Annotated in this window: 24 protein-coding genes; 20 read left to right on the forward strand and 4 right to left on the reverse strand. The window is 68.6% G+C overall.

Annotated features, from left to right (window positions below):
* Window positions 1-939, reverse strand: a complete 939-nt coding sequence (locus J3476_RS16585; RefSeq protein ID WP_207067497.1) for a hypothetical protein — start codon at window positions 937-939, stop codon at window positions 1-3.
* Between the two features lie 362 nt (window positions 940-1,301).
* Here J3476_RS16585 and rplS point away from each other — a divergent pair, with 362 nt between their 5' ends.
* From rplS to J3476_RS16625, 8 genes are all read left to right on the forward strand, one after another.
* A complete protein-coding gene (rplS, locus tag J3476_RS16590; RefSeq protein ID WP_043407602.1) occupies window positions 1,302-1,643 on the forward strand; it encodes a 50S ribosomal protein L19 in 342 nt (113 codons plus the stop codon).
* 91 nt (window positions 1,644-1,734) lie between these two features.
* Window positions 1,735-2,538, forward strand: a complete 804-nt coding sequence (gene lepB, locus J3476_RS16595; protein WP_373889083.1) for a signal peptidase I — start codon at window positions 1,735-1,737, stop codon at window positions 2,536-2,538.
* Window positions 2,539-2,575: 37 nt separating this feature from the next.
* Complete coding sequence (locus tag J3476_RS16600) at window positions 2,576-3,301, forward strand: ribonuclease HII (RefSeq protein WP_373889084.1); 726 nt, start codon at window positions 2,576-2,578, stop codon at window positions 3,299-3,301.
* A complete protein-coding gene (locus J3476_RS16605) occupies window positions 3,298-3,603 on the forward strand; it encodes a DUF2469 domain-containing protein (protein WP_152516630.1) in 306 nt (101 codons plus the stop codon). The genes J3476_RS16600 and J3476_RS16605 overlap by 4 nt, the downstream gene beginning before the upstream one ends.
* Before the next feature lie 20 nt (window positions 3,604-3,623).
* Window positions 3,624-4,397 (forward strand): HAD-IIA family hydrolase, encoded by a 774-nt coding sequence (locus J3476_RS16610; protein WP_207067500.1) that lies wholly within the window; start codon window positions 3,624-3,626, stop codon window positions 4,395-4,397.
* A 43-nt stretch (window positions 4,398-4,440) separates the two neighbouring features.
* A complete protein-coding gene (locus tag J3476_RS16615; RefSeq protein ID WP_207067501.1) occupies window positions 4,441-5,334 on the forward strand; it encodes an aldo/keto reductase in 894 nt (297 codons plus the stop codon).
* 45 nt (window positions 5,335-5,379) lie between these two features.
* Complete coding sequence (locus tag J3476_RS16620; RefSeq protein ID WP_207067502.1) at window positions 5,380-6,597, forward strand: CoA transferase; 1,218 nt, start codon at window positions 5,380-5,382, stop codon at window positions 6,595-6,597.
* Window positions 6,594-7,400 carry an acyl-CoA thioesterase II gene (locus J3476_RS16625; RefSeq protein ID WP_207067503.1) on the forward strand — a complete coding sequence of 269 codons (807 nt, stop codon included), beginning with the start codon at window positions 6,594-6,596 and terminating at the stop codon, window positions 7,398-7,400. Before J3476_RS16620 ends, J3476_RS16625 begins: the two co-directional genes overlap by 4 nt.
* On the opposite strand, the gene J3476_RS16630 is transcribed toward J3476_RS16625, so the two are convergent.
* Together J3476_RS16630 and J3476_RS16635 are read right to left on the reverse strand one after the other, a co-directional pair.
* Window positions 7,401-8,228 (reverse strand): DUF1206 domain-containing protein, encoded by an 828-nt coding sequence (locus tag J3476_RS16630; RefSeq protein WP_207067504.1) that lies wholly within the window; start codon window positions 8,226-8,228, stop codon window positions 7,401-7,403.
* Window positions 8,229-8,292: 64 nt separating this feature from the next.
* The gene (locus J3476_RS16635; protein ID WP_207067505.1) at window positions 8,293-8,670 is read right to left on the reverse strand and encodes a VOC family protein; all 378 of its coding nucleotides are present in this window, start codon (window positions 8,668-8,670) and stop codon (window positions 8,293-8,295) included.
* A 78-nt stretch (window positions 8,671-8,748) separates the two neighbouring features.
* Between J3476_RS16635 and J3476_RS16640 the strand changes: the two genes are divergently transcribed.
* The 8 genes from J3476_RS16640 to J3476_RS16675 all read left to right on the forward strand — a co-directional run bounded on the left by J3476_RS16640 (window position 8,749) and on the right by J3476_RS16675 (window position 16,805).
* Window positions 8,749-9,489: a TetR/AcrR family transcriptional regulator C-terminal domain-containing protein gene (locus J3476_RS16640; RefSeq protein WP_207067506.1), complete on the forward strand. Its 741-nt coding sequence runs from the start codon at window positions 8,749-8,751 to the stop codon at window positions 9,487-9,489.
* A gap of 90 nt (window positions 9,490-9,579) precedes the next feature.
* Entirely contained in the window at window positions 9,580-9,951 is a 372-nt protein-coding gene (locus J3476_RS16645; protein WP_207067507.1) for a YraN family protein, read from the forward strand.
* Window positions 9,951-11,459 carry a YifB family Mg chelatase-like AAA ATPase gene (locus J3476_RS16650; RefSeq protein WP_207067508.1) on the forward strand — a complete coding sequence of 503 codons (1,509 nt, stop codon included), beginning with the start codon at window positions 9,951-9,953 and terminating at the stop codon, window positions 11,457-11,459. Before J3476_RS16645 ends, J3476_RS16650 begins: the two co-directional genes overlap by 1 nt.
* A complete protein-coding gene (dprA, locus tag J3476_RS16655; protein ID WP_207067509.1) occupies window positions 11,459-12,592 on the forward strand; it encodes a DNA-processing protein DprA in 1,134 nt (377 codons plus the stop codon). The genes J3476_RS16650 and dprA overlap by 1 nt, the downstream gene beginning before the upstream one ends.
* A gap of 69 nt (window positions 12,593-12,661) precedes the next feature.
* Window positions 12,662-13,519, forward strand: coding sequence for a siderophore-interacting protein (locus J3476_RS16660; RefSeq protein ID WP_207067510.1), 858 nt, complete (start codon window positions 12,662-12,664; stop codon window positions 13,517-13,519).
* Window positions 13,520-13,555: 36 nt separating this feature from the next.
* Window positions 13,556-14,716: a lactate 2-monooxygenase gene (locus tag J3476_RS16665; protein WP_207067511.1), complete on the forward strand. Its 1,161-nt coding sequence runs from the start codon at window positions 13,556-13,558 to the stop codon at window positions 14,714-14,716.
* Window positions 14,713-15,651 carry a tyrosine recombinase XerC gene (locus tag J3476_RS16670; protein ID WP_373889077.1) on the forward strand — a complete coding sequence of 313 codons (939 nt, stop codon included), beginning with the start codon at window positions 14,713-14,715 and terminating at the stop codon, window positions 15,649-15,651. The genes J3476_RS16665 and J3476_RS16670 overlap by 4 nt, the downstream gene beginning before the upstream one ends.
* Before the next feature lie 71 nt (window positions 15,652-15,722).
* On the forward strand, window positions 15,723-16,805 hold the full coding sequence (locus J3476_RS16675; RefSeq protein ID WP_207067513.1) for a beta-mannosidase: 1,083 nt from the start codon (window positions 15,723-15,725) through the stop codon (window positions 16,803-16,805).
* Window positions 16,806-16,812: 7 nt separating this feature from the next.
* Here J3476_RS16675 and J3476_RS16680 read toward each other — a convergent pair whose 3' ends face one another.
* Window positions 16,813-17,301: a M23 family metallopeptidase gene (locus J3476_RS16680; RefSeq protein ID WP_207067514.1), complete on the reverse strand. Its 489-nt coding sequence runs from the start codon at window positions 17,299-17,301 to the stop codon at window positions 16,813-16,815.
* A 295-nt stretch (window positions 17,302-17,596) separates the two neighbouring features.
* Between J3476_RS16680 and rpsB the strand changes: the two genes are divergently transcribed.
* From rpsB to J3476_RS16700, 4 genes are all read left to right on the forward strand, one after another.
* Window positions 17,597-18,424 carry a 30S ribosomal protein S2 gene (gene rpsB / locus J3476_RS16685; RefSeq protein WP_207067515.1) on the forward strand — a complete coding sequence of 276 codons (828 nt, stop codon included), beginning with the start codon at window positions 17,597-17,599 and terminating at the stop codon, window positions 18,422-18,424.
* Window positions 18,425-18,451: 27 nt separating this feature from the next.
* Window positions 18,452-19,267, forward strand: a complete 816-nt coding sequence (gene tsf, locus J3476_RS16690) for a translation elongation factor Ts (protein ID WP_207067516.1) — start codon at window positions 18,452-18,454, stop codon at window positions 19,265-19,267.
* Window positions 19,268-19,697: 430 nt separating this feature from the next.
* Entirely contained in the window at window positions 19,698-21,158 is a 1,461-nt protein-coding gene (locus J3476_RS16695) for a sugar transferase (RefSeq protein ID WP_373889085.1), read from the forward strand.
* A 36-nt stretch (window positions 21,159-21,194) separates the two neighbouring features.
* On the forward strand, window positions 21,195-22,601 hold the full coding sequence (locus J3476_RS16700; RefSeq protein ID WP_207067518.1) for an amidase: 1,407 nt from the start codon (window positions 21,195-21,197) through the stop codon (window positions 22,599-22,601).
* Window positions 22,602-22,673 lie beyond the last annotated feature (72 nt).

Consider the following 22,673-nt stretch of genomic DNA (forward strand, 5'->3'; position numbering starts at 1 on the left):
TCAGGCCAGCCCCTGCGGGAACATCGTGCGCACCGCTTGGGTGATGGTCTCACGGGCAGTGCCGGCATCGGTGGCCTGCATCGAGCCGATCGCCATCACGAACCGGCGGTCGCGGCCGATCACCCCGGTGGACAGATGCAGCCAGTCGGATCCGATGCAGCACATCCAGCCCTGCTTGACCGCGACCGGCTCGCCGGGCAGACCCTCGGGAATGCCGAACCGCTGGGGATACACGCCGCCGGGAACCATGCCGTCGGGTGCCGTCGGCGTCGAGGCGGCCAGATTGGTCAGGATGACGTCGGCCTGCTCGGCGGGCAGTCCGCCGGTCCCGGCGAGCAACATGTCGTAGTAGCGCACCAGGTCGGTGACCGTGCTGATGGTGTTGTACCAGCGTCCGTTGCTCGGCGCGCGGGTCTGTGCCAGGCCGTAGCGGGACACCACGCGGTCGATGATCGCGGTCCCGCCGCTGCGATTCCAGAACACCTCCGCGGCGCTGTCGTCGGACGACCGCAGCATCACGTCGAGGGACTGCCAGTCCTCGGGGCTCAGCGTCGTCGAACCCTGCGCGACCTGCAGCAGCAGATCATCGGCGATGAACAACTTGACGACCGAGGCGACGGCGATGGTCCTGCCGTTGCCGTTGGTCACCAGTTGGCCGGTGTTGCGGTCGAGCACCGCCGCGGTGATGTCGGCACCTGCGGCGGCGGCCTCGGCGGTGGCCTGTTCCTCGCGCTCGGCCAGGCCGGTGAACGCGGAGGTCGGGGCGTCGGGTGGGGCCTCCGGCAGCGGGGCCATGCCGCCCAGCGGCGCCACCACCGTCATCTGTGGTCCCGACGGCGCCGGCGCACTGCCGTGCACGGCGGCTTCGCACGCGGTCATGACCATCACGGCGCCCACCAGGGCCGCGGTCGTCCGCGCCAGCCGCCACGGCCGTTGCATCACTGGATCCTCCAAAGGCGTCCGTACCATCGCTCGTAAGAACATCGCTGCCGTCCGCCGTTCCGGCGCCCGCGCACCAGGGTATCGCCCGGATACCCACTTTGCGCTGGGGCGACGACTGTGGTCATGGACACGCAATGGCCCGGTGCCCGGTCACCGCGACGCCGGATTTCGGGGATCGGGGCTGCGTCTGGCACAATTGGGCAGTTGTCTGTGCACGGCCGGAGACGACGCAGCGCGATCTACGCGGTGATGTCGCTTCGCCGCAGGACTCGCCCCAGACGCCCGAACACACCATCGGCTCGGCATGCGCCCCTCGAGGCGTCTGCCACGAGCCGCCAAACAACGAGGAAGTGCCACCGATGAACACCCTGGATTTCGTCGACCAGACGTCGTTGCGTGACGATGTCCCGGAGTTCGGCCCCGGCGACACCGTCAACGTCCACGTGAAGGTCATCGAGGGCTCCAAGGAGCGCATCCAGGTCTTCAAAGGTGTCGTGATCCGGCGCCAGGGTGGCGGGATCCGTGAGACGTTCACGGTCCGCAAGGAGAGCTACGGCGTCGGCGTCGAGCGCACGTTCCCGGTGCACTCGCCCAACATCGACCACATCGACGTCGTCACCCGCGGTGACGTCCGGCGTGCCAAGCTCTACTACCTGCGCGAGCTGCGCGGCAAGAAGGCCAAGATCAAGGAAAAGCGCTGACTCTGACCGGGCGTGCCGACATGCTCGGCACCCTGGCTACGCTGATTCCGTGACCGGACCTTCCGTACCCGACGACTCGCCCGAGCGCACGATCGAGAACCCCGATCCCGAGCACCCCGCCGATACGGCGGACCCGGACGCTGAGGCCGAGCAGGAATCCGGCAAGAAGAAGCGTGGCGCGCTGCGCGAGTTCGCGATCCTGGTCAGCATCGCGCTGGTGCTGTACTACGTGATGTTGACGTTCATCGCGCGGCCCTACCTGATCCCGTCGGAATCCATGGAGCCCACGCTGCACGGCTGTAACGGCTGCGTCGGCGATCGCATCATGGTCGACAAGCTCAGCTACCGGTTCGGCTCCCCGCAACCGGGCGACGTCGTCGTCTTCAAGGGCCCGCCGAACTGGAGCATCGGCTATCAGTCGATCCGGTCGGACAACACCGCGATCCGGTATCTGCAGAACGCGCTGTCGTTCGTCGGGTTCGTGCCGCCGGACGAAAACGACCTGGTCAAGCGAGTCATCGCGGTCGGCGGGCAAACCGTGCAGTGCCGCGCCGACACCGGGCTGACCGTCGACGGTAAACGACTCGACGAGCCCTACCTGGACCCGACCACGATGATGGCCGACCCGGCGGTGTACCCGTGCCTGGGGCCGGAGTTCGGACCGGTCACGGTGCCGGAGAACCGACTGTGGGTGATGGGCGACAATCGCACCCACTCGGCGGATTCGCGCACGCACTGTGCCAACGTGCCCGCCGACGCCCAACGCGGTCTGATGTGCACCGGCGACCCCACGCCCGGGACCATCCCGGTGGACAATGTGATCGGAAAAGCACAGTTCATCGCGTGGCCGCCCGGTCGCTGGGGTGGCGTGAACTCGGTGAACCCGCAGACCTGACAGGAGGCCCTGACACGTGCCGGCGTGGCCCCCGAGAATGGTGATCCGCAGATCATCGGGCCTGCGCACTCTGGAGTCCGCCCTGTACCGAGCGGGCCTGGGCCCGGTGGCCGGGGTCGACGAGGTGGGCCGCGGGGCGTGCGCGGGGCCGCTCGTCGTGGCGGCATGCGTGCTCGGTCCGAACCGGCTCGAAAGCCTCGCCGCGCTCGACGATTCCAAGAAGCTCAACGAGGCCGAGCGGGAGCGGCTGTTTCCCGTGATCAGGCGCTACGCGCTGGCGTATCACGTGGTGTTCATCCCCTCGGCGGAAGTGGATCGTCGCGGGGTGCACGTGGCCAACATCGAGGGAATGCGCCGGGCGGTGGCGGGGTTGTCGGTGCGGCCGGGCTACGTCCTGTCCGACGGGTTTCGGGTACCGGGTCTGCCGGTGCCGTCGCTCCCCGTGATCAGTGGCGATGCCGCGGCGGCATGCATCGCCGCGGCCAGCGTGCTGGCCAAGGTCAGCCGGGACCGGTTGATGGTCGCGATGGATGACGAACATCCCGGCTACGGATTCGCCGAGCACAAGGGATACAGCACGCGAGCGCACAGCGCCGCGCTGAACAGGCTGGGGCCGTCGCGCCAGCACCGCTATTCGTTCATCAATGTGCGGCGGTTGGTCGGAAACGGGGAACCCAGGGCGCATGTGGAACTGGACTGCGAGAGGATGCCTGAGGACATGCCGCGCGACGGCGAACTACACGAAGGACAGCTGAGTCGATGAGTGCCGAAGATCTCGAAAAGTACGAAACCGAGATGGAGCTCTCGCTGTACCGCGAGTACAAGGACATCGTCGGGCAGTTCAGCTATGTCGTCGAAACGGAGCGGCGGTTCTACCTGGCCAACAGTGTGGAGATGGTGCCGCGCAACTCCGACGGTGAGGTCTACTTCGAGCTGCGACTCGGCGACGCGTGGGTGTGGGACATGTATCGACCTGCCCGTTTCGTCAAGCAGGTCCGGGTGATCACGTTCAAGGACGTCAACATCGAAGAGGTGGACAAGCCCGAGTTGCGGTTGCCGGAGTAGCCGCCTGACACACTGGTCGGGTGCGCACCACACCCCAGTGCTGGCTGACCGACATGGACGGCGTGCTCGTCCGCGAGGAACACGCGCTGCCCGGAGCGGCGGAGTTCCTGCAGACGCTCACCGAGCGTGAGCGGCCCTTCCTCGTCCTAACCAACAACTCGATCTTCACGCCGCGCGATCTGGCCGCCCGGCTGCTGCGCTCCGGGCTCGCGGTGCCTGAAGAGGCGATCTGGACCTCGGCGCTGGCGACCGCGACGTTTCTCGCCGACCAGCAGCCGGCCGGTTCGGCGTATGTGATCGGTGAGGCCGGCTTGACCACCGCGCTGCACGAGGCCGGCTACACGCTCACCGACACGTCACCCGACTTCGTCGTGCTCGGCGAAACCCGTACCTACTCGTTCGAGGCGATCACCAAGGCCGTGCGCCTCATCCTCGGCGGGGCGCGGTTCATCGCCACCAACCCCGATGTCAGCGGCCCTTCGGCCGAGGGACCGCTGCCGGCCACCGGATCGGTGGCCGCGATGATCACCAAGGCCACCGGACGCGACCCGTACTTCGTTGGCAAGCCGAACCCGATGATGTTCCGCAGCGCCCTCAACCGGATCGAGGCGCATTCGGAGAGCACGGTCATGGTCGGCGACCGGATGGACACCGACGTGGTCGCCGGCATCGAGGCCGGCCTGGAGACGATCCTGGTGCTGACCGGGTCGACGACGATCGAGGACGTCGACCGCTATCCGTTCCGGCCCAGCCGGGTACTGCCGTCCATCGCCGAGGCGATCGAGCTCATCTGATCTGTGCCGGTATCCACCGCAGCAGGGCGGGTACACCCCGACGATGAGCAGTACGACAATCCCCACCCTGGCCCTGAACAACGGCGTGCACATCCCCGCGATCGGGTTCGGCGTCTATCAGACCCCGCCCGAGCAGACGGTCGATGCCGTGGTGACCGCGCTGCAGACCGGATACCGCCACATCGACACCGCCGCGGTCTACGGCAACGAGCGTGAGGTCGGCGAGGCCATCCGACGGTCCGGTGTGAGCCGCGACGAGGTCTTCATCGAGACGAAGACCTGGATCACCGACTACGGCTACGACGCCGCGCTGCACGCCTTCGACAAGAGCGCGGGCAAGCTCGGTGTCGATCAGATCGACCTGCTCATCCTGCACCAGGCCTTGCCGGGGGAGTTCCACCTCACCGTGGCGGCCTACAACGCCCTGGAAAAGCTCTACGCCGACGGCAAGGTGCGTGCCATCGGGGTGTCGAACTTCATGCCGGCACATCTGCGCCGGCTGCTGGCCGAAACCGCCACCCCTCCCGCGGTCAACCAGATCGAGGTGCATCCGTACTTCCGCCAGTCCGAGTTGCTGGTCTTCGACAACTCGCACGGCATTCTCAATCAGGCCTGGTCGCCGATCGGCGGCATCACGTTCTATCGCGACGGCCCGCACACCTCGACGCTGGACAATCCGGTGATCGCCGACATCGCCGCCGCGCACGGCAAGACTCCGGCGCAGGTGATGCTGCGCTGGCACCTGCAGCAGGGTCGACAGGTCATCCCCAAGTCAGTCACTCCGGCCCGCATCGCCGAGAACTTCGACGTCTTCGATTTCGCGCTGACCGCCGATCAGCTCACCGCGATCGACGGGTTGGACACCGGGGTCCGCGGCGGCCCCGAGCCCGAGGACGTCACCCGGGAGAAATTCGGGGTGTCGATTCCCGAAGCCTGAGGTACTGCGGTCGGACCCCGGCGCCGCTCCCTAGACTCGGACCCCGTGACCGAATCAGTATCTGCTGAGGCTGACCCCACCCGCCCGCTGGCGGGGGTGCGCGTCGTCGAGATCTCCAGCTTCGTCGCCGTCCCGCTGGCGGGTATGACACTGGCGCAGCTCGGGGCGGACGTGTTGCGGGTCGACCCGATCGGCGGCGCCGCCGACTATCACCGGTGGCCGCTGACCGAATCCGGCGACAGCATCTACTGGGCCGGGCTGAACAAGGGCAAGCGGTCGCTGGCGGTGGACATGCGCGCCGAACAGGGGCGCCAACTCGTCGCGCAACTGATCGGTGACTGCGGAGTGTTCATCACGAACGTTGCTGGCCGGCAATGGCATTCCTACGAGACGCTACGGGCGGTGCGGCCGGATCTGATTCAGGTCGAGGTGTCCGGCCGCGCTGACGGCGGCACGGCCGTCGACTACACCGTCAACGCCGCCATCGGTTTCCCGCTGGTCACCGGGCCCGCGGAGCTGGCCGACCCGGTGAACCACGTGCTGCCGGCATGGGACGTCACCTGCGGTGTCTACTCGGCACTGTCGGTCGTGACGGCGCTGCGGCACCGTGATGCCACCGGCCGCGGCCAGCACATCACCATCCCGCTGGAGAACGTCGCGCTGGCCACCGCCGGCAATCTGAGCCTGCTCACCGAGGCCATGGTCAACGGCACCTCGCGGCAGCGCATCGGCAACGCGGTCTACGGCACCTACGGCCAGAACTTCACCAGTCGCGACGGAGTCGCGTTCATGGTCGTCGCGCTGACCAGCCGGCACTTCCGTGACCTGACAGAGTTGACCGGAACCGCTGAATCGGTTGCGGCGCTGGCAGATTCGCTCGGAGCTGACTTCTCCGACGAAGGGGACAGGTACCGCCACCGCGAGGCGTTGTCGGGACTGTTCGGCGAATGGTTCGGCGCGCACACCGGAGCCGAGATCGGCGCGGCGCTGTCGGCGTCCTCGGTGCTGTGGGAGCGCTACCAGACGTTCGCGGACACCGCCGCCGACGCCAAGGTGACCGCGAACCCGATGTTCACCGAACTGGACCAGCCCCGCGTGGGCCGGTACCTGGCCGCCGGTCTGCCGGTGTCGATCGACGGGACCTATCCCGCCGCGGAGCCCGCTCCGGCGCTGGGTGAGGACAGTGCGACGGTGCTGGGCGAGTGGCTGTCTCTCGACGGCGGTCAGATCGACGCGCTCTTCGCTGCCGGAGTGGTGGCGTGAGTGCACTGCTCGACCTGATCGAGGTGACCGAGGCCGGTTCCGACACCTGGCGGGGACGGGCCAGCGGCCCGGCCGGCAAGCGCGCCTACGGCGGTCAGCTGATGGCCCAGAGCCTGGCCGCGGCCAGTCGAACGGTGGACCCGGTCAAGGCATTGACATCGGTGCATCTGCAGTTCCTGCGCGGCGGTGATGCCGGTGAGCCGGTCGACTACCGCGTCGAGGCCGTGTTCGACGGGCGCACCGCGGCGTCGCGCAGGGTCGAAGGACGCCAGGGGGATCGGTTGCTCACCACGGCATCGGTGTCGTTCGCCGCCGCGCTGCCAGGCCCGGAGCACGGCCACCGGGCATTACCCGGTGACCCGGCCGAGCTGGCGCCGACCGGACCGCCGGGACCGGCCCCGTCGTTGCCGCTCGACGAGCTCGACATCCGCTTCGCCGACGTGGCCGATGACGACGGGTTCGTCAGGCGGCTGTGGTGGCGGGCCACCGTCGAGGTGCCCGCCGATCCGCTGGTGCATCTGCTGGTGGCGGCCTACGTCACCGACATCTACCTCATCGACCCGGCTCTGCAGGTACATGGTCACTCGATGCGCTCACGCAGCCACCGCAGCGGTACCACCGATTCGTCGATCTGGTTCCACCGCCCCGTGTGCGCAGACCGGTGGAACCTGCTGGAATGCCGCTCGCCTGCGGGGGCACGGGGCCGCGCGGTGGTCACCGCGGATCTGCTCGGCGCGGACGGCGACCAGGTGGCCACCCTGGTGCAGGAGGGCCTGATCGCCGAGCGTGAACCGGCCGGGTGATCACATGCGGTTGTAGCGGCTGCGCACGAAGCTGTATGCGCCGTACGCGGCCAGCCCGAGTGCGGCCAGGATCAGCAGGAACTTGCCGAACGGAGCCTGGCCGAGCGTCTTGACGGCCGCATCGATCCCGCTGGCCTTCGACGGGTCGGCCTGCAGTGTGGCGACGATGACGAGGATGCCGGCGCCACCCAGCACCACGCCTTTGGCCGTGTATCCGGCGACGCCGGTCGCCACGATCGCCGATCCGCCGGAAACCCGCAGCTCGTCGAGGAACTTCTGGGAGACACCCTTGTAGACGTGGTATCCGCCGATGGCCAACACGCCGATGCCTACGGCGATGAGCAGCGCCTTGCCCCAACCGGATTGCATCAGCTGCGCCGACATCCCGCTGTTCTGCCGGCTGTCGGATTGCCCGCTACCCATGGCGAAGCGCGCGGCCGAGAAGGCGAGAGCGAAGCTGACGATGGCCAGGCCTGCGGCCTTGCCCCGCTTCCACCAGCCGCTGTCGTCGCCGCTGCCGCCCTGTTCGCCGGGCCGTGATCCGATCACCGCTTCGGCGACACGCCACAGTCCCAACGCGGCCAACCCGATCGCCACGACCCAGAGCATGATCTTGCCGCCGGTCTGGCCCGCGAGCGTCGCCAGAGCCCCGGACTGGTCGGCGTTTCCGCCGCCGCCGAGCGCGATTCGCAACACGATGTAGGCAAGTAGCAGGTGCAGCACGCCGCTGGCGGCGAACCCCACCCGAGCCGTGTTCTCGAAGGCGCTGCTGTCGGTGGCACGGTCGGCGATGCCGTGCGCTGATCGGGGTGCGCTCTTGGTGCCCATCACGTCCTCCTGGTCGGCGATGGGTGGCTGGTACCCCCTTTTTGACGATGCCGAAACCGGTGCGTCACACCCACTGCACGAACTGGACGATGACGCCGTTGGGGTCCTCGAACTGACAGAAGCGCTCGCCCCACGGTTCCGTCTCGGGTGCGGTGACCACTTCGGCGCCGGCGGCGTGCAGGGCCCGGTATGCGGCGTCGACATCATCGACGACGAACGCCAGCAACAGGCCGTCGCCGGCCCCTCCGGCGCGGTGCGCGGGCTTGAAGCTGGGGAGGCCGGTACGTAGGTAGACGATGTTCGGCCCACCGTCCGGGTGGGTCAGCGAGACGAACCCGTCGGCCTCCATGGCGACGGTGTGACCGACGTGGCGGCACAGGAAGTCCGCCGATGCCTGCGGGTCGGCGACGTTGAGCGAGATGGCTGTGGCCGAGACCTTCATGGACTCTCCTCTTTCCGTATTGCGTACGAAAACTAGTATCCGTACTTTGTACGAAAATGCAATGACCGGGGGTGATCCGTGAACACCGTCGACCTGTTGTGGCGCCACGAACTGCCGTCGGCGCCCCGCCGCGGCCGACCGCCCAAACTGACCCACGACCAGGTGGTCACCGCCGCCGTCGCGGTGGCCGACCGCATCGGCGCCGCGTTCACGCTGCGTCACGTGGCGGAAGCCCTTGGTGTGCCGGTGATGTCGCTCTATTCGTATGTGGATGGCCGCGAGCAACTGCTGGAGCTCATGGTCGACGACTGTCGGGCGACGATGGCAGTTAGTGCCGTCCCCGGCGATGTCCTCGGTGATGGCGATGGTGATTGGCGCGCCCGGCTCACCGCGGTGGCGGCCGACAACCTCGCGCTGTTCGCCGACCATCCCTGGCTGGCCGACATCGAGTCGGAGCGCGCCGTTCTGGGGCCGGGGACACTCGCCAAGTACGAGCGGGAGCTCACCGCCGTCGAGTCGCTGGCCGTCGGTGATGTGGAAAAGGATGCGGCGCTGTCTCTGGTGCTGGACTTCACCCGGTCGGCGGCGCGCGCGTTGAGTCACGCCGCCCGGGAACGCGACGGCGAGACACCCGGAGACTGGTGGGACCGCGAGGGCGCGGAACTGGGCCGGCTCGGGGTGACCGACCGATTTCCGCTGGCGTCTCGGATCGGCACGGCCGCCGGCCGGGCTCACGGTGCCGCGCACGACGCGCGCCACGCGTACCACTTCGGCCTGCAGGTCATCCTCGACGGTCTCGGCTGCACCGAATCGCGGTGAAGCCCCTCGCGCCTGGGGATGAACTCGCGATTTGGGATGAGCGCTGACGAACGCATCGTTTCTGTCGGGACCTGGATGCAGCGTGAGCGCATGACCACAACAGGAGACCGCGCCGAGATCGGGGCGCTCGGGGAACAACTCGCTGCCGACCATCTGGAGAGGCTCGGGCTGCGGATCGTGGCCCGCAATTGGCGGTGCCGGTACGGCGAACTTGATGTCATCGCCGCGGACGACGCGACCGCCACCGTGGTGTTCGTCGAAGTCAAGACACGCACCAGCGATCGTTTCGGTGGGGTGGAGCAGGCGGTGACCCCGGCCAAGGTTCGTCGGCTGCGGCGGCTGGCCGGGCTGTGGTTGTCCCAGCAGCGGACCGGCTGGGCGGCCGTGCGTATCGACGTCGTCACCGTCCGGATCGGGCGGCGGCGCACCCCCGAACTGATCCACCTGCAGGGGGTGGCGTGATGGCACTGGGCAGAGCATTCTCGGTAGCGGTGTGCGGGGTGGACGGTCAGATCGTCGAGATCGAGGCCGACATCGCGTCCGGTCTGCCGGGTGTCCACATGGTCGGCCTTCCCGACGCGGCCCTGCACGAGTCGCGGGACCGGGTTCGCGCCGCGATCACCAACTGCAAGTTCGAATGGCCGATGTCGCGGCTGACGTTGGCGTTGTCGCCGGCGACGTTGCCGAAGGCGGGCTCGATGTACGACCTCGCCCTGGCCACGGTCGTGTTGTCGGCACATGCGAAGAAATCGCCGCCGCGCCTGGAGAAGACGGTCCTGCTCGGCGAGCTCGCGCTCGACGGCCGGGTACGGCCGGTCAACGGGGTGCTGCCCGCCGTACTGGCTGCCCAACGGCAGGGCTGGCCCACGGTGGTGGTGCCCGTCGACAATCTCGCCGAGGCCAGCCTGATCGGGGGAGTCGAGGTGTTCGGCGTGCGGACGTTGCGTCAGTTATGGGGCTGGCTGGCCGGCAAGCGTGAACTCGATCCCCGCATCGACACGCCCGCGCCACCGTCCGATCCCGCCGCCGATCTGGCCGATGTGGTCGGTCAGCATCAAGCGCGCTACGCCATCGAGGTGGCTGCCGCGGGCGCGCACAACGTGATGATGACCGGGCCGCCGGGAATCGGCAAAACAATGCTGGCACAACGCCTTCCCGGACTCCTGCCGGATCTCTCTCAAGAGGAGTCTCTGGAGGTGACCGCCATCCACTCGGTGGCCGGTCTGCTCGCCGGTGATCGGCCGCTGATCACCCGACCGCCGTTCGTCGCGCCCCATCACACCTCGAGCGTGGTTGCGCTCGTCGGTGGCGGCGTCGGGATGGCGCGACCTGGTGCGGTCAGCCGTGCTCACCGCGGCGTGTTGTTTCTCGACGAATTCGCCGAGATCAACTCCGGAGCACTCGAGGCGCTGCGGACACCGCTCGAGGACGGTGAGATCTTCCTGGCTCGTCGCGACGGGGTGGCGCGCTACCCGTGCCGGTTCCAGTTGGTGCTGGCAGCCAACCTGTGTCCCTGCGCCCCGCCCGACCCTCGCGACTGCGTGTGCGGTGCGGCCGACAGGCGGCGATACCGCAGCCGTCTGTCGGGTCCGCTGCTCGACCGGGTGGACCTGCGCGTCGAGATGCACGCTTCACGGGCGGGCTCCTTCATCACCGAGGACGGAGAGTCGACCTCCGCCGTCCGAGAACGGGTCTGGGCGGCGCGACGGGCTGCCGAAGAACGTTGGCGTCCTTATGGATTCGCGACCAACGCAGAGGTGAGCGGCGCTCTGCTGCGACGCAGGTTCCGGCCCGGGGGTGAGGCGATGAAACCCATCCAGACAGCCGTAGACCGCGGGGCGTTGAGCATTCGGGGGATGGACCGGACGGTGCGCGTCGCGTGGACGCTGTGCGATCTCGGGGGCCGCACCGCACCCAACGTCGACGACGTCGCGCGCGCCCTGTCCTTCCGTCAGTCAGGAGCACACTGATGGACGCCGTCACCCGCAGGGCGTGGGCCTACCTGTCCCGGGTCGCCGAACCGCCCAACCCTCTTCTGGCGCAGCTGGTGTCCGCGGTCGGCGCGGTGGAGGCCGCCGACCGCATCCGTCGCCGCCACCCACATCTCGGTGAGCATTTGGCGCGCAGCACCCGCGCGCGGCACGAACTCGACTGCGCCGAGGCCGATCTCGACATCCTGGACCGGATGGGGGGACGACTGGTCACCGTGGACGACGACGAGTACCCCGGACTCGCCTTCACCGCATTCCCCCATGTCAAGGTCGACGACAAGCGGGCGCAGGCGCATGCCCCGCTGGTGCTGTGGACAGTCGGTCCGGCGTCGATGGTCGACGTCGCGGAACGATCAGCGGCTCTGGTCGGCACGCGGGCGGCGTCAGCCTACGGCGAGTACGTGGCCGGGGACCTGGCAGTCGGACTGGTGGAGCGCGACGTCGCGGTGGTCTCCGGCGGTGCCTACGGCATCGACGGTGCCGCGCATCGGGCCACACTCGCCGCCGACGGCGTGACGGTTGCGGTACTGGCCTGTGGCGTCGACGTCCCGTACCCGTCGGGACACTCTGCACTGTTCCACCGCATCAGCCGCAGCGGCCTGCTGGTCAGCGAGTATCCGCCCGGAATGCGGCCCACCCGGCGACAGTTCCTGTCCCGCAATCGCCTCGTCGCCGCGCTGGGCAGGGCCACGGTGGTCGTCGAGGCCGGGGTACGCAGCGGTGCGGCCAACACCGCGGCCTGGGCGGATGCGTTGGGTCGGATAGTGGGTGCGGTGCCCGGGCCGATCACCTCGGCGTCGTCAGTCGGTTGCCACGCGCTGATCGCCGGAGGCGACAAGGTGATCACCCGGGCGGCCGACATCGTGGAGCTGATCGGGCGGATGGGGGAGTTCGCCCCCGAACTGGAACGCCCGGTATCCGAGCTCGACGCCCTCACCGGCACCGAGCTCGCGGTGTACGAAGCGCTTCCACGCCGCGGTGGTCGCACGGTCGACGAGATCGCTGTCACAGCCGGCCTGCCGGTCACCGATGTGCTGGGGCCGTTGACCATGCTGGACGTACGTGGGCTGGTCACCCAGGTCGACGGCTGCTGGAAGCTGGCCAAACGCTAGGACCCTGCGACGCTGACCGCGCTCGTATAGTCGGGTGCAGACAACCCGACGCGCAGCAAAGGACATCAAGTGGCAGGACGTCCCGTGCACACCTTCGAAGTCGTGCGCACCGAGCAGCTCACCCCGCACGTCGTCCGCGTGGTGCTCGGCGGTGCGGGTGAAGGCACCGGCTTCGACACGTTCACCCCGAACGACTACACCGATGCCTACGTCAAGCTGGTCTTCGTCGACGACGATGTCGACGTGTCCGAACTGCCGCAGCCGTTGACGCTGGACAGCTTCACCGAGTTGCCCGCCAATCGGCGGCCCACCGTGCGCACCTACACCGTGCGCGACGCCGACCCGGAACGGCGCGAGCTCACCATCGACTTCGTCGTGCACGGCGAGCACGGTGTCGCCGGTCCGTGGGCCGCGTCCGCCGCCCCCGGGACAAGGATGTTCGTGATGGGCCCCAGCGGCGCCTACTCACCGGACCCCGCAGCCGACTGGCACCTGCTCGCCGGTGACGAAGCTGCCCTGCCGGCCATCAGCGTGGCGCTCGAGGCGCTGCCCGAGGATGCGGTGGGGAAGGTCTTCATCGAGGTGGCCGGCCCGGAGGACCAGGTCGAACTCGCGGCCCCGGCCGGAGTGGACGTGTTCTGGATCTACCGAGGCGGCCGCGCCGACCTGGTGCCCGAGGACAACGCCGGCGACCACGCCCCGCTGATCGCCGCGGTCAAGGAGACTTCGTGGCTGCCCGGTCAGGTGCAGGTCTTCATCCACGGTGAGGCGCAGGCCGTCATGCACAACCTGCGTCCCTACATCCGCAAGGAACGCGGCGTCGACGCCAAGTGGGCGTCCTCGATCTCGGGGTACTGGCGCCGTGGCCGCACCGAGGAGACGTTCCGGCAGTGGAAGAAGGAACTCGCCGAAGCGGAGTCGAAATAGCCCTGTCGCAGCGAGAGCCGATGGCACGCTGGGCCCATGACATTCGGTAACTACCAGCTCGAAATCTACCTGCAGGGCCTGTCCGGGATACTGCCGACGCTTCCGATGGACTACGCGGGCTGGGAAGCCAAGGCCGAGGTCGCCATGCCCCCGTCCATCTGGTCCTACGTGGCGGGCGGCGCCGGCGACGAGAACACCCAGCGCGCCAACCGAACCGCATTCGACCGGTGGGGGCTGATGCCGCGCATGCTGGTCGGCGCCACCGAGCGAGACCTGAGCGTCGAACTGTTCGGCATGACGCTGCCCTCACCGTTGTTCATGGCGCCCGTCGGCGTCATCGGGTTGTGCGCGCAGAACGGTCACGGCGATCTGGTCGCCGCCCGGGCCGCGGCCAGGACCGGCATCCCGATGGCCGTCTCCACCCTCACCGAGGATCCACTCGAGGACGTCGCCGCCGAATTCGGTGACACGCCAGGCTTTTTCCAGCTCTACACGCCGACCGACCGCGAACTGGCCGCCAGCCTCGTCTCGCGCGCGGAAGCCGCCGGGTACAAAGCCATCATCGTCACCCTCGACACCTGGATCCCCGGTTGGCGTCCCCGCGACCTGACGATGTCGAACTTCCCGCAGCTGCGCGGACGGTGCCTGGCGAACTACCTCAGCGACCCGGTGTTCCGCGCCTCGCTCGCCCAGCCGCCCGAAGAAAACATGCAGGCCGCTGTCCTGCAGTGGGTGCAGCTCTTCGGCAATCCTCTGACCTGGGACGATCTGCCCTGGCTGCGGTCGCTGACCGATCTGCCGCTGATCCTCAAAGGGCTCTGCCACCCCGACGACGTCCGGCGTGCCCGCGACGGCGGCGTCGACGGCATCTACTGCTCCACCCACGGCGGTCGGCAGGCCAACGGGGGGCTGCCCGCGCTCGACTGTCTGCCCGGCGTGGTCGAGGCCGCCGACGGGATGCCCGTGCTGTTCGACTCGGGCATCCGCAGCGGCACCGACATCGTCAAGGCACTCGCCCTCGGCGCCACCGCGGTGGGTGTCGGTCGTCCCTATACCTACGGGTTGGCGATCGGGGGGGAGGACGGACTCGTGCACGTCCTGCGCTCGCTGCTGGCCGAGGCCGACCTGACGATGGCCGTCGACGGCTACCCGACACTGGCCGACCTGACCCCCGACGTGCTGCGGCGCGTCACATGACCGCGACCCGCGCGGTCTGCCACCGTAGGGGAGTGCAGGACGTTCTCGAGCAGTTCGACGAGTACCTCGCCCTGCAGCGGGGGCGCTCCGAGCACACCCGGCGCGCCTACCTCGGTGACCTGCGCTCCCTGTTCGCGTTTCTCACCGACCGTAAACCCGGTGCCGGGCTCGACGAGCTCAGCCTGCCGGTGCTGCGGTCCTGGCTCGCCGCCCAGGCGGCATCCGGGACCGCCCGCGCGACGCTGGCCCGCCGCACCTCGGCGGTCAAGACGTTCACCGCATGGGCACAACGCCGGGGTCTGCTGACAGACGACCCCGCGACCCGGCTGCAGGTGCCCAAAGCGGGCCGCACGCTGCCGTCGGTGTTACGCGCCGACCAGGCGACCGACGCCATGAACGCCGCGGAATCCGGTGCCCAGCAGGGTGATCCGCTGGCGCTGCGGGACCGCCTGATCGTCGAGATGCTCTACGCCACCGGCATCCGGGTCAGTGAACTGTGCGGCCTGGACATCGACGACGTCGACCGCTCCCGGCGCGTGCTGCGGGTGCTCGGCAAGGGCAACAAGCAGCGGACCGTGCCCTATGGGCAGCCGGCGCACGACGCGTTGTCGGCGTGGCTGACCACCGGGCGACCGGCCCTGGCCACCGCCGAGTCGGGTCCGGCACTGCTGCTCGGGGCCCGCGGCCGGCGACTGGACCCGAGGCAGGCGCGCACCGTGGTGCATCAGACGATGTCTGCCGTACCCGGCGCGCCCGACATCGGGCCGCACGGATTGCGGCACAGCGCCGCGACGCACCTGCTGGAGGGCGGCGCCGACCTGCGCGTCGTTCAGGAGCTGCTGGGCCACTCCACTCTGGCCACGACGCAGCTCTACACCCATGTCACCGTCGCTCGGTTGCGGGCCGTCCACGACCAGGCCCACCCACGCGCGTGACCCTCGGCGAGAGCGCATACCCGGTAGCCGCCAGGTGCTCGGCGCTACCGGGTGCGCACCCTCGGCGACGGGTGGCCGCGTTCGCCACCGGCGTCCTCGTCGCCCTCTTGCTCGTCACGTCGTGCGCCAACGGCACACCGCCGGAGGGGGAGCAGCGCCGTCCTTCGACAGGGACGGCCTCGACGTCGCTGACTCTCGACGACGAGCCGTGGTGGCCGGTCGGCCTCAACGCCTACCAGCTGGGCACCGATTGGCGGGTCAACACGGGGTGCGGGGCGCAGGTGGATCTCGACGACTACTTCGCCCGGCTGCCGCCCAACACCCTGACCCGGTTCAACGCCTACTCCAGCATGGCGGTCGACGAGGACACCGGCGAACTCGACTTCGGTCCGCTCGACGCGGTCTTCGACGCCGCCGAGCGGCACGGGCAACTGCTCAACGCCGTCCTGGCCAACAGCGAAGGTTCCTGTGAGGGAGGCGAATTCAAGGGGCACGGCTGGTTCGCGGGTCAGTGGCGCACGCGGGTGCTGCCGGGCGAGCCGATGTCGTACGGCTCCTGGGTCGACACGGCGGTCCGGCGCTGGCGGGACTCGGCTGCGGCGGCGGCCTGGACTCCGGTGGGGGAACCGGAGCCGTCGATCTGTGCGGCGCAGGGGTGCGACTGGCAGGCCAGGGTCTGTCCCGCGGATGCGGCAGCCGTCGTGCGCGCCTTCGTCGACGAAGTCGGCGAACGCATCCGTGCGCTGGATCCGGACGCGCTGATCTGGGAGGGCAGAGCAGGCGGCGGCCAGTGTGGATCGGCGGGCGACGACTACGCCTATGTCGGCGCCTCACCTGGCGTCGACGTCTTGGAGTACCACGATTACGAAGTCGGCCGTGAACTGCCCGGCGACCCGGTCAGCGGGCTCGGCCGCCGGCTCGCGCAGGCCCGCGCGTTGGACAAGCCGCTCGTCATCGCCGAACTCGGGGTGCATGCCGGAACCTGCCTGCCGGCCACCGAACGCCGGGAGCTGGTCTCGCGATCCGTTGCGCAACTGCGCGCTGCCGGCGCCGCCGGTGTGCTGTTCTGGGCATTCGTCCCTGATCCGCGCGCCGACCAGTGCACCTACGACATCGGGCCCGAGGATCCGCTGATGACACTCGTCGGGCGGTGAGGCGGTCTCATCGAACCGGCTTGAGCCGGATCGGGGTCTCGGCGACCAGGCCGAGCGGATCGACATAGTCGGCCCGCGCCGCCGGACCCCACATCGCGCCCCAGTGCAGACAGGCTTGTGTGGCGCAGCCCACGTGGCCGGCGACGACCGCGCCGATCGTCGTGGCGGCGTCGACGGCCTGCCCGCGCCGCACCGCCGGTCGGACCGGCTCGTAGGTGGTGCGCAGCCCGCCGGGGTGGGCAATCGATATCAACGGCCGCCCCGCCAGGTACCCGGCGAACACGACCGTGCCCGCGGCAGCGGCGTAGACCGGCTGACCCGCCTGTGCCGCCAGATCCACACCGCGATGCCCCGGCTGCCAGTTCGGCGCCGGCGCGTCGAACGCACGCACCACGGCCGGCCGGGGCCGTAGCGGCCACCCGAGCCGTCCGCCGTCACCCCACGCGGGGGCCACACCCAGCGCCGTCAGGGCGACGAACACGGCGATCAGTCGCATCCGAGCAGTTCAGCGCGTTCACCGTCGCCGGCGCCAGGCCCCACGGCCCGGCCTGTGGACAACCTGCAGGCCCTGTTCAGCGGTGGTCAAAGCACCCTGTTACACGGTGTAAACTGCTAACCGCAGCTCGCATCTGCGAGCTGACTTCGCGCGTCTGCGACACGGCCCCACTGGTCCGTTACCTCGCATGCCGGGCGGTCCCGTCCCCAGGTCGGGTCCGGCATCGAAGCAGTCGCCAGGGTCCGGCTCACCCCGATGCCGGACGACAACCGACAACTGAAGGTAAAGCACAACCATGGCTGTTGTAACCATGAAGCAGCTGCTCGACAGCGGCACCCACTTCGGGCACCAGACCCGTCGCTGGAATCCCAAGATGAAGCGGTTCATCTTCACCGACCGCAACGGCATCTACATCATCGACCTGCAGCAGACGCTGACCTACATCGACAAGGCCTACGAGTTCGTCAAGGAGACGGTCGCGCACGGCGGGTCGATCATGTTCGTCGGCACCAAGAAGCAGGCCCAGGAGTCCATCGCCGAAGAAGCCACCCGCGTCGGCATGCCGTACGTCAACCAGCGCTGGCTCGGCGGCATGCTCACCAACTTCTCCACCGTGCACAAGCGGCTGCAGCGGCTCAAGGAGCTCGAGGCGATGGAGCAGACCGGTGGCTTCGAGGGTCGCACCAAGAAGGAAATCCTGATGCTGACCCGCGAGAAGAACAAGCTCGAGCGCAGCCTCGGCGGTATCCGGGACATGCAGAAGGTCCCGTCGGCGATCTGGGTCGTCGACACCAACAAAGAGCACCTCGCGGTCGCGGAAGCGCGCAAGCTCAACATCCCGATCATCGCGATCCTCGACACCAACTGCGACCCGGACCTCGTCGACTACCCGATCCCGGGCAACGACGACGCCATCCGGTCGGCCGCGCTGCTGACCAAGGTGGTGGCCTCCGCGGTGGCCGAGGGTCTGCAGGCTCGGGCCGGCGGTGGCGCCGACAAGGCCGAAGCCGGTCAGGATGGGGCGGCCGCCGAACCGCTGGCCGAGTGGGAGCAGGAGCTGCTCGCGGGCGCTACCACGTCTGCCCCCGAGACCGCGGCGGACGGGGCCCCGACCACCTCTTAATTCGAACCTCGTCGACGAAAGGCTGAAATGGCTAACTACACCGCTGCCGACGTCAAGCGCCTCCGGGAGCTGACCGGTGCCGGAATGATGGACTCGAAGAACGCGCTCGTCGAGGCCGACGGCGACTTCGACAAGGCCGTCGAACTCCTGCGCATCAAGGGCGCCAAGGACGTCGGCAAGCGCGCTGAGCGCGCCACTGCCGAAGGTCTGGTGGCGGCCAAGGACGGTGCCCTGATCGAGCTCAACTCCGAGACCGACTTCGTCGCCAAGAACGCGGAGTTCCAGGGGGTCGCCGACCAGATCGTCGCGGCCGCCGCCGCGGCCAAGGCCACCGACCTGGACGCGCTCAAGGCTGCCAAAGTGGGGGACACCACCGTCGAGCAGACCATCGCCGACCTGTCGGCGAAGATCGGCGAGAAGCTCGAACTGCGTCGCGTGGCCTATTTCGACGGCACGGTCGAGACGTACCTGCACAAGCGGGCTGCTGATCTGCCGCCGGCCGTGGGTGTGCTCGTGGAGTACCAGGGCTCGGACAAGGAGGCGGCGCATGCCGTCGCTCTGCAGATCGCGGCGCTGAAGGCCCGCTACCTCACCCGTGAGGACGTGCCGGAAGACATCGTCGCCAACGAGCGCCGGATCGCCGAGGAGACGGCCCGCAACGAAGGCAAGCCGGAGCAGGCGCTGCCGAAGATCGTCGAAGGCCGGGTGAACGGCTTCTACAAGGACGTCGTGCTGCTCGACCAGCCGTCGGTGTCCGACAACAAGAAGACCGTCAAGGCGCTGCTCGACGAGGCCGGCGTGACCGTGACGCGGTTCGTGCGCTTCGAGGTCGGTCAGGCCTGACGAGCTCGCCGAGGCGTCCGGCCCATCGGGCTCACACCCGATGACGGGCGCCGCCTGATAGCTCAGACACGCGGCCCCGGGACTTCGGTTCCGGGGCCGCGTTCTTGTTTGCGGCAACCTGGAGATCCCGGGCCTGGGCTCCTGCGCTTTGCCATCTGTACTGACATCGGGGCGGCAAATCGTTCTCGCACGGCGACAGCGAGGTCCGATACCCGGTGCGCGGCCGAGCGGCGGATGCGGCGAGGATTTGCCACGTGTCCGCTATCCTACATCTGGCAAACCAGCTTTCATTATTGTCGATCGACATTTGGCTGTTCAGGGCGCAAACGTCTGCTTCCTCCGCAAACGCGGGTTACCCTTTTCACGTGAATGGGGCGCAGCGGCCGTCGTGGCGCACATGACGGGCCTGCTGGACCGGCCTACCGTGCCGATGGCACGCGCTCGCCGTGTGGCGGTCCCTGCAGTGCCCGCTCCTTCCGGCACGCGCCGCCGCATGAGGTGGGAGCCGATCGTCGGCGCACTGGTCGACCTGACGTCGGCGTCCGCGGCCGTCGCGGTCGGCATGACGTGGGCCAACCACCTGGGCTACGAGCTGCCCCCGGCGTGGATGGTGTGCTTCTTCGCGCCCACCGTCGTGGCGCTGTCGGCGATGGGCTCGCTGTACCGCCGTTCCTTGAAACGCAGTTTCCTCGACGAGCTGCCCATGCTCGAAGCGATCGCCGCACTGGCCGCGATGCTGATGCTCAGTGGACTGGTGTTCAGGTCGGGTGTGGAGGGTTCACTCGGCAGCGTCGGCAGCGCTGTGGCGCGGGTCTGGATGTGCGCGGCCGTGTTCGTGCCCGCAGGCCGGTTGCTGTGGATCGTGGCTCGACGCCGAGGATTCCGCCGCGAGGCCCTCAAAGCGCCGATGTTGATCGTCGGCAACGGCCGGATCGCGGCGAAGGTGGTCGAGCGGATCAACGACAACCCGGAGTACGGGTTGGTGCCCATCGGGCTGGTCGACGACGACGTGCCGATGATGGGCGCACAGCGCAACGAACCTGCGTGTATCCCCTACCTCGGCACGTTGGCCGACCTCGACGACATCATCACGCGGACCGAGGCGCAGTGCATGGTGGTCGCGTTCTCGCGGACCCGTGACGAGGTGATGAGCGACGCGGTCAGGGTCGCGCACCGCCATGGTCTGGCCGTGTGGGTGGTCCCTCGGATCTTCGACACCATCGGCGTGCGGGCACGCATCGACCACGTGGGCGGACTGCCACTGATCGCGGTGCCGCACACCGACCCCCGCGGGTGGCAGTTCGTCGCCAAACATGTCTCCGATCGGATCTTCGCCGCCGCTGGGCTGCTGGTGATCTCACCGGTGTTCCTGCTGTTGATGCTGTTGGTTCGCCTGAGCTCGCCGGGGCCGATTTTCTTCGGTCAGCCCAGGGTCGGCCGCGACGGCCGGGTCTTCGGCTGCCTGAAGTTCCGGTCGATGCGTCCGCCCCGCGACTCTGATGCGGTGTTCACACGCGACGGTGCATCGGCGCCGGGAGGCGTGGAGGGCGAGGACCGCCGCACGCCGATCGGCAAGATTCTGCGGGCCACCTCACTCGACGAGCTGCCGCAGTTGGTGAATGTCGTGCGAGGCGAGATGAGCCTGGTGGGCCCGCGACCCGAGCGGCCCGAATACGTCGACCTGTTCAACGTCCAGATCGCCCGGTACGGCGAACGGCACCGGGTGAAGGCCGGGATCACCGGCTGGGCGCAGGTGCACGGCCTGCGTGGGCAGACGTCGATCGCCGATCGCGCCGAGTGGGACAACTTCTACATCGAGAACTGGTCGCTGTGGCTCGACTGGAAGATTCTCGCGATGACCGTCGTCGCGGTACTGCGTCGCGCCGAGTGACCCCGACCGGCCGGTACGCTTTGGTACCGTCGAGCCATGGATCGCATCAGCGCTGTTGCCGACGACGCCCTGGGTGAGCTCGACGCCGTCGGGTTGGTGGAGGCGCTGCGCACCGGCGCGGTGTCGTCGACCGAGGTGATCGAGGCCGCCGTCGCGCGCACCGAAGCGGTGAACCCGGCGCTGAACGGACTGGCGTACGAGGCCTACGACCGGGCCCGGGCCCGTACCCGGCTGTCGCACCCATACGGCGGCTTCTTCGACGGGGTACCGACCTTCATCAAGGACAACGTCGCGGTCGCGGGGATGCCGACGATGGAGGGAACCGATGCGTGGGAGCCGCGAATCGCTTCGGAGGACGGTGATTTCGCGCGCGCGTACCTGGCGACCGGTCTGGTTCCACTGGGCAAGACGCTGCTCTCGGAGTTCGGTTTCAGCGCCTCGGCCGAGCATCCGCGGCTGGGCCCGGTGCGTAACCCCTGGCACACCGAGCACACCGCTGGTGCATCGTCGTCGGGCTCTGCGGCCTTCGTCGCGGCCGGGGTGGTGCCCATCGCCCACGCCAACGACGGCGGCGGATCGATCAGGATCCCCGCTGCCTGCAACGGGCTGGTCGGGCTGAAGCCGACCCGCGGCCGGCTGCCGCTGGACGCCAACATGCGTCAGATGCCGTTGCACATCGTGCACAACGGTGTGGTGACCCGCAGCGTGCGCGACACCGCGGCCTTCTACCGAGAGATGGAACGCGTCCAGCGCAACCCCAAACTTCCTGCCATCGGCGACGTGTCCGGGCCGAGCGCCGACCGCCTGCGAATTGCGGTGTGCACGCGCTCCATTGCCCGCGAAGCCAGCCCCGAGGTCACCGAACTGACCCACAAGACCGCCGCTGTGCTCGAGCGACTCGGCCATCACGTGACGACCATCGAGAATCCGGTACCCGAGCGGTTCATGGATGACTTCCTGCTGTATTGGTCGTTCCTCGCGTTCGCGTTGGTGCGTGGCGGCCGCCGGACCTTCGGGCAGAGTTTCCAGCGCAGTCAACTGGACAATCTGACACTGGGCCTCGAACGCCACGCGGCGCGGCGGTTGCATCGGCTACCTGCGGCGCTTGCCCGCCTCGCCCGCATCCGACGTGTCACGTCACGTCTCACAGCAAGCTACGACATCGTCCTGACACCGACCTTGGCCGATGTCACGCCCCGCATCGGTCATCTCGATCCAACGGCGGACTTCCAGCAGATCATCGACAGACTCATCGACTGGGTCGCCTTCACCCCGCTGCAGAACGCGACGGGTGAACCGGCCATCTCGCTGCCAGTTGCGGAATCCGCGTCGGGTCTGCCCGTCGGCATGATGTTCTCTGCCGCGCATGGCGAAGATGCGCGCCTGCTTGAATTGGCCTTCGAGCTCGAACAAGCGCAGCCGTGGCCGACGCTCTGGACCTGAGGTCCGCGAGCGGTCGACGAAATTCGTTGCTGCCCTGATACATCGCGTTAACGGGACCGCGGTCCTGTTAAC

Origin of the sequence: Mycobacterium sp. PO1 (genome assembly GCF_017312405.1) — a bacterium.
Taxonomy (GTDB): domain Bacteria; phylum Actinomycetota; class Actinomycetes; order Mycobacteriales; family Mycobacteriaceae; genus Mycobacterium.

Excerpts from the sequence above, each read along its gene's own strand:
- J3476_RS16700 (WP_207067518.1), top strand. The coding sequence starts at position 21,195 with ATGGATCGCATCAGCGCTGTTGCCGACGACGCCCTGGGTGAGCTCGAC.
- J3476_RS16695 (WP_373889085.1), top strand. The coding sequence starts at position 19,698 with ATGGCACGCGCTCGCCGTGTGGCGGTCCCTGCAGTGCCCGCTCCTTCC.
- J3476_RS16645 (WP_207067507.1), top strand. The coding sequence starts at position 9,580 with ATGACCACAACAGGAGACCGCGCCGAGATCGGGGCGCTCGGGGAACAA.
- J3476_RS16665 (WP_207067511.1), top strand. The coding sequence starts at position 13,556 with ATGACATTCGGTAACTACCAGCTCGAAATCTACCTGCAGGGCCTGTCC.
- J3476_RS16670 (WP_373889077.1), top strand. The coding sequence starts at position 14,713 with ATGACCGCGACCCGCGCGGTCTGCCACCGTAGGGGAGTGCAGGACGTT.
- J3476_RS16615 (WP_207067501.1), top strand. The coding sequence starts at position 4,441 with ATGAGCAGTACGACAATCCCCACCCTGGCCCTGAACAACGGCGTGCAC.
- J3476_RS16680 (WP_207067514.1), bottom strand. The coding sequence starts at position 17,301 with ATGCGACTGATCGCCGTGTTCGTCGCCCTGACGGCGCTGGGTGTGGCC.
- tsf (WP_207067516.1), top strand. The coding sequence starts at position 18,452 with ATGGCTAACTACACCGCTGCCGACGTCAAGCGCCTCCGGGAGCTGACC.
- rplS (WP_043407602.1), top strand. The coding sequence starts at position 1,302 with ATGAACACCCTGGATTTCGTCGACCAGACGTCGTTGCGTGACGATGTC.
- J3476_RS16635 (WP_207067505.1), bottom strand. The coding sequence starts at position 8,670 with ATGAAGGTCTCGGCCACAGCCATCTCGCTCAACGTCGCCGACCCGCAG.
- J3476_RS16605 (WP_152516630.1), top strand. The coding sequence starts at position 3,298 with ATGAGTGCCGAAGATCTCGAAAAGTACGAAACCGAGATGGAGCTCTCG.
- J3476_RS16630 (WP_207067504.1), bottom strand. The coding sequence starts at position 8,228 with ATGGGCACCAAGAGCGCACCCCGATCAGCGCACGGCATCGCCGACCGT.
- rpsB (WP_207067515.1), top strand. The coding sequence starts at position 17,597 with ATGGCTGTTGTAACCATGAAGCAGCTGCTCGACAGCGGCACCCACTTC.
- dprA (WP_207067509.1), top strand. The coding sequence starts at position 11,459 with ATGGACGCCGTCACCCGCAGGGCGTGGGCCTACCTGTCCCGGGTCGCC.
- J3476_RS16600 (WP_373889084.1), top strand. The coding sequence starts at position 2,576 with ATGGTGATCCGCAGATCATCGGGCCTGCGCACTCTGGAGTCCGCCCTG.
- J3476_RS16585 (WP_207067497.1), bottom strand. The coding sequence starts at position 939 with ATGCAACGGCCGTGGCGGCTGGCGCGGACGACCGCGGCCCTGGTGGGC.
- J3476_RS16650 (WP_207067508.1), top strand. The coding sequence starts at position 9,951 with ATGGCACTGGGCAGAGCATTCTCGGTAGCGGTGTGCGGGGTGGACGGT.